At 69.9% G+C, this 12,862-nt stretch carries 9 protein-coding genes; 7 read left to right on the top strand and 2 right to left on the bottom strand.

Features of this window, described 5'->3' with window-relative positions:
- The first annotated feature begins 2 nt into the window (after positions 1-2).
- Entirely contained in the window at positions 3-4,187 is a 4,185-nt protein-coding gene (locus AB0M22_RS24460) for a TIGR02680 family protein (RefSeq protein WP_364731026.1), read from the top strand.
- On the opposite strand, the gene AB0M22_RS24465 is transcribed toward AB0M22_RS24460, so the two are convergent.
- Positions 4,184-4,765, bottom strand: a complete 582-nt coding sequence (locus AB0M22_RS24465; protein WP_364731029.1) for a TetR/AcrR family transcriptional regulator — start codon at positions 4,763-4,765, stop codon at positions 4,184-4,186. The genes AB0M22_RS24460 and AB0M22_RS24465 overlap by 4 nt on opposite strands.
- Before the next feature lie 133 nt (positions 4,766-4,898).
- Here AB0M22_RS24465 and AB0M22_RS24470 point away from each other — a divergent pair, with 133 nt between their 5' ends.
- The 6 genes from AB0M22_RS24470 (at position 4,899) to AB0M22_RS24495 (ending at position 11,455) form a co-directional block, all read left to right on the top strand.
- Positions 4,899-6,059 carry a hypothetical protein gene (locus AB0M22_RS24470; protein ID WP_364731031.1) on the top strand — a complete coding sequence of 387 codons (1,161 nt, stop codon included), beginning with the start codon at positions 4,899-4,901 and terminating at the stop codon, positions 6,057-6,059.
- 213 nt (positions 6,060-6,272) lie between these two features.
- Positions 6,273-7,661: an amino acid permease gene (locus AB0M22_RS24475; protein ID WP_364731033.1), complete on the top strand. Its 1,389-nt coding sequence runs from the start codon at positions 6,273-6,275 to the stop codon at positions 7,659-7,661.
- Positions 7,658-8,755: an alpha-hydroxy acid oxidase gene (locus AB0M22_RS24480; RefSeq protein ID WP_364731036.1), complete on the top strand. Its 1,098-nt coding sequence runs from the start codon at positions 7,658-7,660 to the stop codon at positions 8,753-8,755. Before AB0M22_RS24475 ends, AB0M22_RS24480 begins: the two co-directional genes overlap by 4 nt.
- The gene (locus tag AB0M22_RS24485; protein ID WP_364731038.1) at positions 8,752-9,093 is read left to right on the top strand and encodes a RidA family protein; all 342 of its coding nucleotides are present in this window, start codon (positions 8,752-8,754) and stop codon (positions 9,091-9,093) included. Before AB0M22_RS24480 ends, AB0M22_RS24485 begins: the two co-directional genes overlap by 4 nt.
- A gap of 23 nt (positions 9,094-9,116) precedes the next feature.
- Positions 9,117-10,127: a hypothetical protein gene (locus AB0M22_RS24490; RefSeq protein ID WP_364731041.1), complete on the top strand. Its 1,011-nt coding sequence runs from the start codon at positions 9,117-9,119 to the stop codon at positions 10,125-10,127.
- A complete protein-coding gene (locus AB0M22_RS24495; RefSeq protein WP_364731043.1) occupies positions 10,124-11,455 on the top strand; it encodes an FAD-binding oxidoreductase in 1,332 nt (443 codons plus the stop codon). Before AB0M22_RS24490 ends, AB0M22_RS24495 begins: the two co-directional genes overlap by 4 nt.
- 1 nt (position 11,456) lies before the next feature.
- On the opposite strand, the gene AB0M22_RS24500 is transcribed toward AB0M22_RS24495, so the two are convergent.
- Positions 11,457-12,848: a serine hydrolase gene (locus AB0M22_RS24500; protein WP_364731046.1), complete on the bottom strand. Its 1,392-nt coding sequence runs from the start codon at positions 12,846-12,848 to the stop codon at positions 11,457-11,459.
- Positions 12,849-12,862 lie beyond the last annotated feature (14 nt).

The raw sequence follows: 12,862 nt of genomic DNA on the forward strand, positions 1-12,862 counted from the left end.
CGATGTCGCTCATTCACGGCGGAGTGCGGTTCATCCCGACCCGCGCCGGAATCGTCAACCTGTGGGACTACCGCGACCAGGAATTCTGCTTCGCCGACGGCAGATTGGTGCTGCGCGGCCCCAACGGATCCGGTAAGACCAAGGCGCTGGAGGTGCTGTTCCCGTTCGTGCTGGACGGGCGGATCGAGCCGCGCCGGCTCAACCCGTTCGCGGGCGAAGAGCGCACGATGAAGTCGAACCTGTTGTACCGCAAGCAGGAATCGGCCTACTCCTATGTCTGGATGGAGTTCGCCCGCGGCGACTGGGACGACGCGGAGGCGGTGACGGTCGGCATCGGCATGCGCGCCACCCGCTCCTCGGACAAGGTGACGCGCTGGTACTTCGTCGCCGACGGCCGGGTCGGCATCGACTTCTCCCTGATCGGGCCCGACGATCGGCCGTTCACCCGCAAGCAGCTGGCCGAGCAGATCGGCACCGATGCGATCGTCGATCGTCCGGTCGAGTACCGAAACGCCATCGACGCCAGGATGTTCGGGCTCGGCACCCAGCGCTACGACCAGCTGATCAACCTGATCCTCACGCTGCGCCGCCCGCAGCTGGCGAAAAACCTGGACCCGCGCGGACTTTCGCAGGCGCTCACCGACGGCCTGCGCCCGCTCGACGAACAGCTGATCCTGGACGCCGCCCGCTCGTTCAGCGATATGGAGGAGGTCGGGCGCACCCTGGAAGGGCTGGTGCACGCCGACAGCGCCACCCGGACGTTCGTCGATGTCTACCGCAAATACCTTGCGGTACAGGCGAAGACGGACGTCGATCAGCTGCGCACCCGGCTCGACGCGGTCACCCACGCGAGCACCGCGCTGTTCGCCGCGACCGCGCTGCGCGAGCGCCGCGAGGGCGAACGCGCCGCCGCCGAGGCGCGCGCCGAGGACGCCGATCGCGCCTACGAGCAGGCGCTCGGCGACCGGGAGAACCTCCAGCGCTCCAGCGCCTACGAGGGCAAGCAGCAGCTCGACGACCTGGCCGACGCGGTGCGCCGCCTGGAGACCTCGGCGGGCGTGCACGGCGACAAGGCGCTGAAGGCGCGCCAGACCCTCGATCAGCGGGCGCAGGAGGCCGAACGTGCGCGCACCGCGGTCCGCACGGCCGCCGCGGCGCTCGCCCGGGGCGAGGACGAATTGCGTTCCGCCGCAGAGGAAGCCGGGATCGACTGGACCGCGCTGTCGGAGAACGCGCGCGCCGAACAGCTCACCGCGACGGTGCGCGCGCATGCCGAAGAACGCGATGCCGACGTGCGCGCGGTGCGGCAGGCCATGGGGATCATGGAGACCGCGGCCGCCGAACGTACCCGGGCCGAACGGCTCGCCGAACGCGCACGGGAGCTGAGCGAGGCGGCGGCGGCCGAGGTCGCGCACGCCGAAGCCGCGGTCGTGCTGGCCCGCACCGAGGCGAGCAGCGCGCTGCGCAGCTGGTGGGAGGAGCACCGCGAGGTGTACTCCCCCCTCGGCAACGGACTGTTCGAAGACCTGGATACCGCGCTCGCGCAGGCGGGTTCGGAGGAGGCGACGGTCGCGGAGGTGCTGGCCGAGCGCACCGAGTCGCTGATCGACGAGATCCGCAACGACCGGCAGGAGGCGCGCGCTCGCGCGGCCACGGCGGGCGAGCAGATCGCCGAGCTGACCGCCGAACGCGACCGGGTCGCCGCGCAAAGCGACGACGCGCCACCGGCTTTCGCCGCCCGCGTGCGCGTGGCCGACGACCGGCCAGGAGCCCCACTGTGGCGGCTGGTCCGCTTCGCCGACGATGTCAAGCCACAAACGGCCGCCGGCATCGAGGCTGCCTTGCACGCCGCCGATCTGCTCGACGGCTGGATCTGCGCCGAACCGCCCGCGAAGTACGACTCGGATCAGTTTCTCGTCCCGCTTCCGGAGAAGGAGCGACCGAAGGGCCGCACCCTCGCCGATGTGCTTGTCGTCGAAGAGGATTCCGATGAGCTGACGGTGCCGCGGCAGGCCGTCGCCGACGTGCTCGCCTCCATCGCGCTGCACGAGGGCAAGGGCGACCCGGCCGGCGGTCTCGCGGTGAGCGTCGCGGGCGGCTTCCGGCAGGGGGTACAGGTCGGCAGGCACCACAAGACCGACGCCGAGTTCATCGGCGCCACCGCGCGGGCTCGCCGCCGTGAACTCCGGCTGACCGAACTCGCCGCCGCACTGGAGGCGGCGGGCGAAGCACAGCGCGGAGCCGCGGATCAGGAGGCCGACGCCACCGCCGAGCTGGCCCGAATCTCGGCCGCAGCCAAGGCTTTGCCGCGCGCCACCGCGGTCACCACCGCGTTGCGCGCGGTCTCCGAGACCGCGGGCATGATGCGCTCGCGTTCCGAGGCCGCCACCCAGGCGGAACGCGATCTCGACCAGGCGGTCGCCGACACCACCGTGGTGGAGAAGAAGCTGCGCGCGGCCGCGACCAAGCACCGGACCCCGCGCGAGCCACGCGAACTCGACGCCTTGGCCGCCGCCATCCGGCATTTCGAGAACACCGGCACCGGCCTGCTGCGCCTGCGCACCGAACACGAGCGGGAACGCGAGCGCGAACGCGAGGGCTCCGACCGGCACGACGAGGCCAAGGACCTGGCCGAGGCGTTCGCCGAGGAGGCCGAGGCGGCCAAGTCCGGCTACCAGGAGCAGCTGCGCAAGCTCGAAACCCTGCGCGAGGCACTGGGTGCGGGCGCCGCCGACATCGATCAGGAGCTGGAGAAGGCGCGCGCGAAGATCGAGGCGACCAAGGGCGAGCAGAAGGCCGCGCGCAAGGCCGCCAACGAGGCCATCGAGGCCATCGGCGACGCCGAGGCCGCCTACCGGACCGCGCACGAATCACTGGGCACCGCACTGACCGAGGTGCTCGCCGACGTGAAAGCCCTTGCCCCGTATGCCCGCCCGGACCTGCTGCGCCTGCTCGGCGCGGCGTCCGAGGGTCGCTGGCCGAGCAGCGAGGCCGCCTGGTCCACGCCGGAGCAGCTGCTCTACCGGATCTCCCAGGCGGGACCGGAGGCCGAACCGCAGGTACTGCCGGACGAGGTCGCCGAACTCTTCGAAAGTCTCACCGCCGCAACCTCTTCAGTGCGCGCCAGCGAGGCGACGCGCAAGACCACCCGCAGCGCGGTGACGGCGGCGCTACAGGAGTTCGATGCCGCGCTGTCCGGGTCCGGTCGCGACTACCGGTTGCAGTGGGACGCCGCCGACGGGCTGACCGTGGTGCAGGTGCAGGACGACGACGGCATGTCCGCGCTGGCCGACTTCGCGGCCCGGATCGACGGCGCGCGCAAGGATCAGGAGCTGCTGCTCACCGACGCCGAGCGGCGCATCCTGGAGGACGCGCTGCTCACCGGGCTGGCCCAGCAGATCTACGAACGCACCAGCGACGCCCGCGATCTCATCGCCAGGATGGGCGCGGAGATGAAGCAGCGCCGGATGTCCTCGGGCAACACCATCGGCGTGCACTGGGTGCTGGCCGACACGTTGTCCGATCCGGCGCGGGCCATGTGCAAGCTGCTCGACCGCGACGCCTCGGTGCTCGGCGCGGACGAACTCGCCACCATCCGTGCGCATTTCGCGTCCGAGATCCGCGCGGCCCGGGCCGCGCACCCGGAGCGCTCCTACCCGGAGATCCTGGCCGCCACCCTCGATTACCGTACCTGGCGGGTGTTCTCGTTCACCCTGATCTCCGCCGACGGCAGCGAGGACAAGCTCACCGTGGCCCGGCACAGCGCGCTCTCCGGTGGCGAGCAGTCGGTCTCGCTGCACCTGCCGCTGTTCGCCGCCGCGCACGTCATGCTCGACTCGGCCGACCCGCAGGCCCCCCGCCTGCTCGCGCTGGACGAGGCGTTCGCCGGCGTCGACGACAACGGCCGCAGCGAATTGCTCGGCCTCAGCGTGCAATTCGACCTCGACCTGTTCATGACCGGCTACGACCTGTGGATCACCTACGCCCACGTCCCCGGCTGCGCCCACTACGACCTCGCCCACGCCGCCGCCGAAAACACCGTCAGCGCAACCCTGCTGGTCTGGGACAGCGGCGACCTCCTCGCCGAACACGACGGCACCGACCTCACCGTCGCCCTCGGCTCCCCCAACCGCCGCCGCGTGCACAACACGATCGAGGGTGCCATCGAGCTGACCCCCGTCAGCTAAACCCGGATCCCGAGTGCGCCGGCGGCGGCCCGGGTGAGGCGGTCGGTGACCTGCTCGGCCGACCAGCGCTGGTGCGCGCTGAGGTCGTAGACGACGCGTTCGTCGAAGATGGTGATCCACAGCAAGACCGCGAAGGTGCGATCGTTCAGCGTCGTCTTGCCTTGCTGGACAAGGGCATCCAGCACGTCGGCGAGGATGTCGTGCATCGCGGTGATCGAGGGATCGCCCACGGCGAGCCGTTCGATGAAGCCCATGTGGCTGCGGATGTGGCGGACCGCGGGTCCCCACTGCCGCGCCTGCGCCACCCAGGTCCGGCAGAACCGGTGGAACCGCTCGACCGCGTCCGTGGTCGGATCGAGCGCGGTGAACGCCTCCAGCAGCTGTTCGATCGCCCTGCGGTGGAACGCCTGCATCGCGTCCTGCGGCGTCGGGAAGTGCCGGTACGCGGTGGCCACCCCGACGCCGGCCGCGCCGGCCAGCTCGGGGATGGAGAAGCCGATCCGGCCCTCGGCCAGCAGGCTGCCGACCGCGTCGACCAGCACGGTCCGGCTGCGCTGGGCATCGCTGCGGGTGTTCACCGTTGGCACTCCTCCATCCTGCCCGCCGATCGGGCGGCATCGCCGTCGATCCGGATCGACACGTTCGAGTAGAGAAGATCTTCTCAGTTCGCTACGCTATCAATCGAGAAGATCTCCTCACTTGGGAGGGTGGATGCGTGCAGCCGCACCCGGCGTTTTGCTCGTGCTGATCATGGCTCAGCCCAATCTGGCGACCGGCATGATGCCGTACTACCGCCATGCCTGGGACCTGGCGCCGCTGCTCATCACCGTGATCTTCGCCGCGTACCTGTTCGCGTTGACGCCGACCCTCTCGTTCATCGGCACGCCGCCCGCGCGCGCGGCCTGGTGGTGGCGGATCGGTCTGGGCAGCGCCTGCGGCATCGGCGCGGACCTCGCGATGAGCCTGGCCGATTCGGCCGGGCCCGCGTGCGTCGCGCGGGTGCTGGCCGGGCTGTCGGTCGGGCTGGTCACCGGCTCGCTGGCCGGGCTGATCCTGGAGCGGTCCGGCGAAGGGGGCCGGACCGCCATGGCCACCGCGACCGTGCTCGGCTCGGCGCTCGGCACGATCGCCGCGGCCTGGGTCGCGCAATATCTGCCCGCGCCCGGCGTGACGGTCTACCTGGGGCACGCGGTGCTGCTCGGTATCGTCGCGATGGCCGTGCTGCTCGATCGGAGTGCGCGCGACCAGGTCGCGGTCGGCGCGCAGCGTCCGGCACTGCCGTCCACCGAACCGCGAATCGCGGGGTATCTCAACGGAATTGCCGCGTGGGTGTCCGCCGGCCTGGTCGTTGCCCTGCTGCCGAGTTACGGCGCGGAGCTGCTCGATACGACCAACCTGCCGCTGCTGGCACTGCCGGTCACGCTGTATCTGGTGAGCGCGTGGATCGTGCAGCGCGCGGTGCCGCCCGGCCGGTTGCCCGCCGAACCGCTGATCGGTCAGCTGACCATCATCGCCGGCGTCGCGCTGGCCGCGACCGTGGCGGCCGCGCCGAGTCTCGCGGTGCTGCTCACGGGTGCGGTGGCCGCGGGCTGCGGGCAGGGCATCGCCTACCGCACCGGGCTGCGCATCGTCAGCGCCGCGACCCCGCCCGATCAGCACGCGCGGGTGGCCTCGCGCTATGCCGCCGTCGCCTACCTCTGCGCGGCCGTCGCCACCATCGGCTTCGGCGTCGTCGCCACCCTCGGCACGATGCAGGACGCCGTGATCGCGGCCGCGCTGGTCCTGGTCGCCGTCGCGGCGGCGACCGTTCTCGTCCGGAAACGTGCAGTGCCGCAAGCCATTGTCACCGAAGCGACCACCACCACCGCATAACTCGATAAGGCCGATCACTACCCATTTCGCGCAGCGCACCGCTGCGCATTTCGGCATTGCCAATTCATTTGATCACCAATCGATTTCCCGAACATTGCGAAACAGACACGTTACCTGAGTTCATCAGAACACAAACGGCCGCTGATTTACTGAATTGCATTCCAGCGAGAAGCACTGGCGTAATTCATATTTCGAACAGCGAACGGGACCGATATGGCCGCACCGACCCAACGAATCGCCGCAGCGCGCGGCGCCGCACCGACCCCCGCACTCAAACGCACCCTCGGCCGTTTCGACCTGGTCGCGATGGGCGTCGGCACCATCGTCGGCGCGGGCATCTTCGTCACCACCGGCGTGGCCGCGGCTACCAAGGCCGGTCCGGCGATCGTGCTGTCGTTCGTGCTGGCCGGGGCGATCTGCGTGCTGGTCGCCCTGTGCTACAGCGAACTCGCCTCGATGACACCGCTATCCGGCAGCGCCTATACCTACACCAGGGCGACGCTCGGCGAATCGCCCGCGTTCCTGGTCGGCTGGAATCTGCTGCTGGAATACGCGGTGGCCGCCGCCGCGGTCGCCATCGGCTGGTCCGGACTGTTCACTGCGATGCTGAATTCCCTTTTCGGCGTGACCCTTCCGCGGGAAATAACCGCGGGCCCCGCCGACGGTGGAATCATCAACCTGCCCGCCCTCCTCATCACGGCCGCGATAATCGCCGTCCTCATCTTCGACGTGAAACTCACCGCGGCCGTGGTGAAAACATTGGTGGCGGTGACGATCGTCGTCCTGATACTCGTGATCGCCATCGGCACACCGCATCTCGACACCGCGAATTGGACGCCGTTCATGCCCTTCGGCGTGCACGGCATCGCCGCCGGCGCGGCGCTCGCGTTCTTCGCCTACCTCGGTTTCGACATCGTCGCCACCTCCGCCGAGGAGACCCGCGACCCGGCGCGCGATCTGCCCTGGGGCATCATCGGTTCGGTCGTCATCGCCACCGGTCTGTATGTGGCGGTCAGCGCCGTGCTCACCGGCGTCGCGCCCTATCCCAGCCTGAACAACGCGGCCCCGGTCGCCACCGCGCTCAGCGCGATCGGTGCGGGCTGGATCGGCAAGGTCATCCTGGTCGCATCGGTGATCGCGCTGACCAAGGGCCTGCTGATGCTCTGCTACGGGCAGACCCGGCTGATCTTCGCGATGAGCCGGGACGGACTGCTGCCGCGCGCCCTGTGCCACACCGGCCGGCGCGGCACCCCGGTGCGATTGAGCCTGCTGCTCGGCGCGGGGATCGCGCTGGTCGCGGCGCTGCTGCCGATCGGGACGGTCGCCGAGCTGGTGAACATCGGCGCGCTGTTCGCCTTCGTCATCGTCGCGCTCGGCGTGCTGCTGCTGCGCCGCAGCGCGCCGGACCGTCCGCGCCCGTTCCGGACGCCGTTCATGCCGGTGGTGCCGCTCGCGGCGATCGCGGGGTGCGCCTGGCTGGCAACGACTTTCGAGAGCCTCACCTGGTTGCGCTTCGCCCTCTGGAGCGCGGTCGGGGCGGCCGTGTACTTCGGCTACGGCCGCCGTCATTCCCTTGTCGCGACACCGGAAGGCACCGCATGACAGCCCAGCTCGACAGCATGTACCCGACCACGGTCGACTTCGGCACGCTCGACGAGATCCATCGGGCCGCGGGCACCGCACTGCCCGCGGACGTGTTCGACTTCGTGGAAGGCGGTGCGGGACGGGAGATCACGCTGCGCGCCAATCGGGACGCGTTCGACCGCTGGCGAATTCTGCCGGATCCGATGAGCGGGGTGGCGAATCCGTCCACCCGGACCTCGTTGCTCGGCATGACGCTCGAAACACCCATCCTCACCGCGCCATTCGGCGGCGACGCGATGTTCCACCTCGACGGTCACCTGGCGGTGGCGCGGGCCGTGCAGCGGCACGGGACGGTGACGATCGTGCCGGAGGCGGGCAGTTACTCCTACGAGCAGATCCGCGCGGTCGCCCCCGACGCGGCCCGGATCGCGCAGTTGCACCCGTTTGCGCATGCGCCCGCCGTCGCCGAACGGATTCAGCGCGCGGGCTATTCGGCGTTGTGCGTGACCGTCGACTGCCCTATCGGCGGGTTCCGCACCCGTAACATGGCGAATCGCTTCGCGCCGGACATGCGCCAGTTCGGCGGAAACCTCACCGGAACCGACGGTGCGCCCGGCGTCGCGGAGGTGTTCGGGCAGTTGCTCAAACACGGTGCCGTGGCCTGGAATTGGGCCGATCTGCGCGCGGCCGCGGCGCAGTTCCGGCTGCCGTGGATCGCCAAAGGCGTGCTCACCCCGGACGCGGCAGAACGGTCGCTGGCCGCCGGGGCCGCCGCGATCGTGGTGTCCAATCACGGTGGCCGCCAACTCGATCCGGCACCCGCCAGCCTGGACATGCTGCCGCGCATCCGGGCCGCGGTCGGTCCCGAGCTGCCGATCCTGTTCGACAGCGGAATACGCACCGGCAGTGATGTTTTCCTCGCCCTGGCCTTGGGCGCCAGCGCCGTGGTGATCGGGCGGGCCGCGATCTACGGCCTCGCCGCCGCGGGCGAAGCCGGTGTCAGCCGGGTCCTGGAGCTGCTGACCGACGAACTCCGGACGCTGATGACCCTGTCCGGCGCCGCCACCATCGACCGAATCGACGCCACCCGACTGATCGGAGCGCAGTCATGACCGCCTTCCCGTCGGCCCGCCGCGGGTCCGGCCTGGTGTTCACCTCCGGGCTCGCCGCGATCGATCCGGACACGCTGACCCCGACGTCGACGAGCTTCGCCGACCAGCTCGAATCCGTGCTCGACCAGCTGGACAAGGCGCTCACCGAGGCGGGCAGTTCGCGCGGGCAGACGCTGAAGCTGGACTGCTATCTCGCGGACCGCCAATGGTTTCCGGCGTGGAACGCCGCGTTCGCGGAGTTCTTCGGTGCCGCCGCGCCGGCCCGCACCACCACCGTCACCACCCTGCCCATCGAGGGGCTGCTCATCGAAATCCAGGTAATCGCGCTCGCCGATTAGCCCGCATATCAGGAGGATCCGTCATGACCGCAGCAACAACCACCGTCGCGCTGTTCCATCAGCCATCGTCGGCCGGACTCACCATCCGCGACGTCATCGAAGGCCAGACTGCCGCACAGCTGGTGGTCGCCGCCGACGACTGGGGTTGGTGGACAACGCTGTTGAGCGGCGACCCGATCGCGCCGACCAGTGGCATCCAGCAGACCGTCACCGAGGGGTTGATCCGCGCCGGGTTCCTCACCCGGCGCGGGCACCGGTTCCAGCTGACCCACACCGGGCACGATGTCGCGAAGAACCGCGGCTTCGTCCGGATGGTCACGCGCGGATGGGAACCCACGTTCCGGCAGCTGGCCGGCCTCGCCGATCGCGCGTTCATCCCGGCGGCCACCGATGCGGGCGCGGTGGCGCGCGGGTGTACCGATATCGCGCGTCGTCGTCCGGAGATTCTGCAAGGCATCGGAAAGGCCATTGCCGCAACGGGTCCCGGGTGCACCGTCGACCTCGGGTGCGCGGACGCGGGCCGGGTGCGGGCGCTCGCGCAGCTGGCCACGCAGGAGCAGTTCATCGGCGTCGACATCGAGGCCGAGGTGGTTGCCGCGGCGTCGGCCGAGGTGGTGCAGTCCGGGTTCGCCGATCGGATCACGTTGCTGCCCGGCTCGGTTCAGCCCGCGGCCACCGATCCCGAATGGCTCGCGGCGATCGATCGGAGCAAGGTCACCACCGCGATGTCGTTCTTCCTGCTGCACCAGCTGGCCAGTGACGGCGGCGGGATCATCGCGGTCTTGCAGGAATGGATGCGCTGGTTTCCGAACCTGCACCGGCTCGTCATCGGCGACGGTTACCTGCTGGAGGCGCCGCAGTGGTCGGGGCAGCCGTGGTTCTCCCCGACCTACGAGATCTACCACACCATCACCGGGGTCCGGCTGTGGACCAAGGAGGAGTACGAGGCGGCGTTCGCCGAGCTCGGCTGGACCATCGCCCGCACCTTCGACGATCACACCATGCTGGTGACCTCGATCCTGGAGCGGGCGTGACGACCGTCGCCGATCGGCTCGATATCCGCGCGGCGGCGCTGGACGAGTACACCGTGGATGAGACCGGCCGTTCCGGACGTCGCCCGCGCGGCATCGTCCGGGCGGCCGACCTCGACGACGTGCTCGGCACCGTCGAATGGGCCAGGCACACCGGCACTCCCATCATCTGCCGCGGCGCGGGCACCAGCCTGGAGGGGCATCTGCTCGCCCGCGGCGACGAGGTGGTGCTCGATCTCTCCGCGCTGGACACGATCCGGGCCATCTCCCCCACCGACTTCACCGCGACCGTGCAACCCGGCGTCACCCGGACCCGGCTCAACGCGGCCGCCGCCGCGTACGGGTTGCAGTTCACTGTCGATCCTGGCGCCGACGCCAGCCTCGGCGGCATGGCGGCCACCAATGCCAGCGGCACCACCACGGTCCGCTACGGCGGCATGCACGCGAATACCCTTGCCCTGCAGGCGGTCTTCGCGGACGGCACGGTGGCCCGGCTGGGGCGCGCGGTGCGCAAGTCCAGCAGCGGCTACGACCTGAAGGATCTGCTGATCGGATCGGCGGGCACGCTCGGCATCATCACCGAGCTGACCGTACGACTGCATCCGATTCCGGCTTGGCAACGCGCGCTGCGTATCTCGTTCCCCAGCGTGGCCGATGCGGTGGCCGCGGCGGTGGACATGCTCGGGCAGGCTCTGCCGGTAACTCGCGCCGAACTCGTCGACGCCGCCAGCATGGCGGCGATCAACGCCTACCGCGGCACCCGCCATCCGGTCGCCCCCGCGCTGTTCCTCGACCTCACCGCCACCTCGGAGGCGGCCGCCGCGCTCGACGAGGCCGAGATCCGCACGCTGTGCACGAGCCATCGAGCGCTGGAAATCGTTGCGGCGCAAACTCACACCGCCCAGCACAACCTCTGGGAGGACCGCCACCACCTGTTCTTCGCCCTCAAAGCCCGCCACCCAGGCCACCGCTTCCTGGTAACCGACACCGCAGTGCCCTACTCCCGGATCGCCGACGCGGTGGCAACCGCCGAACAACTCGGCACCCTGCTCGACCTCGACATCGCCGTCGCAGGCCACATAGGCGACGGCAACGTCCACGTAGTCGTCCCCTACACCCCCCAAACCGCCGACCGCGCACGCGATTTCTCCGACCAGGTCGTCCGCCACGCCCTCTCGGTCGGCGGCACCGCCTCCGGCGAACACGGCATCGGCCTCGCCAAGAAGCAGTACCTCCAGGCAGAGCACGGCGCTGCGGTCGAGCTGATGACCGCGGTCAAACGCGCACTAGATCCCCTCGGCCTACTGAATCCGGGCAAGATCCTCGACTGAACTACCGCGGTCCGTGTCCGAGTCCTAGCAGGGCGGCGACGATCTGGCCGGTGGAGTCGAGCATGGCGGAGAAGATGTCCTGGGGGACCAGTTTTCCGTTGCACCAGAGGACGTTGCAGTTCGAGGGGGCGTAAGGGCCTACGCCGAGCAGGATTTGGGCGGTGTGTTCGGGGTCTATCCAGAAGGCGAGGTCGTCGAGGCCGCCGATGATGGGGCCGAAGTGGTCGCCGTAGCGGTATGGGTCGTCGACCGGTTCGGCGGGGACGTCGGTGACCGCGGCGACGACGCGGCGCAGGAATTCCTTGTTGTCCGGATTGGATTCGGCCGCGAGGGAGGTCTGCACGTTGCCGGTGTCGATGCCGCCGGGCACGCCGAGCCGGACGATCACCATGTCGCGGCTGGGGATCACCACGTTGAACTGGCCGAGGGCGCCGACGAAGGCGTACAGGTCGCGGGGTGCGCCGGGGAACATCGGGTGGTCGAACACCTTGGCCGTCGGCACGGTGGCGGTCTTGTAGGAGTCACCGGCGTTGAGCCAGAACAGGAAGCCGTAGCCGCCGTTGGCCGCGGTCGGCTGCCGCGCCTGCCGGACGTAGTCGGGATCGATGAGTTGCGCACCGCCCCAACGACCTTCGTGCAGCAGGAGCAGACCGAAGCGGGCCAGGTCGTCGGCGCGCATCGCGAGTCCGCCGTTGACGGCGGTGTTTCCGCTGCGGTCGCGCAGCCAGACCCACTGGTCGCGGGCAATGCCCAACGGCTGCATGACCTCCCGCTGGACGAAGTCCTGGAAGTCCATCCCGGTGGTGATCTCCACGATCTTCGGCAGCAACGCCAGCACGGCCTGCGCGTACTGGAAGGTGGTGCCCGGCTCGAAGGCCGGCGGGGTCTCCAGGGTCTGGAGCACCTCGTCGGTGGCAATGCCCGCGATGTCGGCGGCCCAGGAAAAGCGCAGGCCGGTGGTCTGATTCAACACCTGACGCACGGTCAGCGCGGCATGCGCGGCGTCGGCCTGCGGGAAGAACTTGCCGAGCGGATCGTCGAGGCCGAAGTAGCCCATCGTGATCGCGCGGCCGACGGCGACCGACGCCACCCCCTTCGACGAACTGGCCAGCGGCGCGGGCAGATTGCCGGTGCCGGTGCGGTCACCGACCAGGCAGCCGTGCCGGTACACCTGAATCGCGTACGCGCCCTTGGCGGTGCCGAAGTTGATCGCATCGGTCAGCGCGGCCGGATCGAGGCCGGCCGCGACCGGATCGGCGCGCTGAACCGCCTGCCCCGCAGCAGGTTCGGCACACGCGAGGCCGGGATCCGCCGTGGCGCCGGGGCAGACCAGCGAGAAGGTGACCAATGCGGTGGCGCCGAGCCCACCTGCCCATGCCCGACGGAATCTCATACTCGACCCATTTC

The sequence above is a fragment of the Nocardia sp. NPDC051756 genome (assembly GCF_040681495.1).
Lineage (GTDB): Bacteria > Actinomycetota > Actinomycetes > Mycobacteriales > Mycobacteriaceae > Nocardia.

Coding starts and splice junctions, on each gene's coding strand:
- AB0M22_RS24460 (WP_364731026.1), top strand. CDS start 3: ATGTCGCTCATTCACGGCGGAGTGCGGTTCATCCCGACCCGCGCCGGA.
- AB0M22_RS24470 (WP_364731031.1), top strand. CDS start 4,899: ATGCGTGCAGCCGCACCCGGCGTTTTGCTCGTGCTGATCATGGCTCAG.
- AB0M22_RS24475 (WP_364731033.1), top strand. CDS start 6,273: ATGGCCGCACCGACCCAACGAATCGCCGCAGCGCGCGGCGCCGCACCG.
- AB0M22_RS24480 (WP_364731036.1), top strand. CDS start 7,658: ATGACAGCCCAGCTCGACAGCATGTACCCGACCACGGTCGACTTCGGC.
- AB0M22_RS24485 (WP_364731038.1), top strand. CDS start 8,752: ATGACCGCCTTCCCGTCGGCCCGCCGCGGGTCCGGCCTGGTGTTCACC.
- AB0M22_RS24490 (WP_364731041.1), top strand. CDS start 9,117: ATGACCGCAGCAACAACCACCGTCGCGCTGTTCCATCAGCCATCGTCG.
- AB0M22_RS24500 (WP_364731046.1), bottom strand. CDS start 12,848: ATGAGATTCCGTCGGGCATGGGCAGGTGGGCTCGGCGCCACCGCATTG.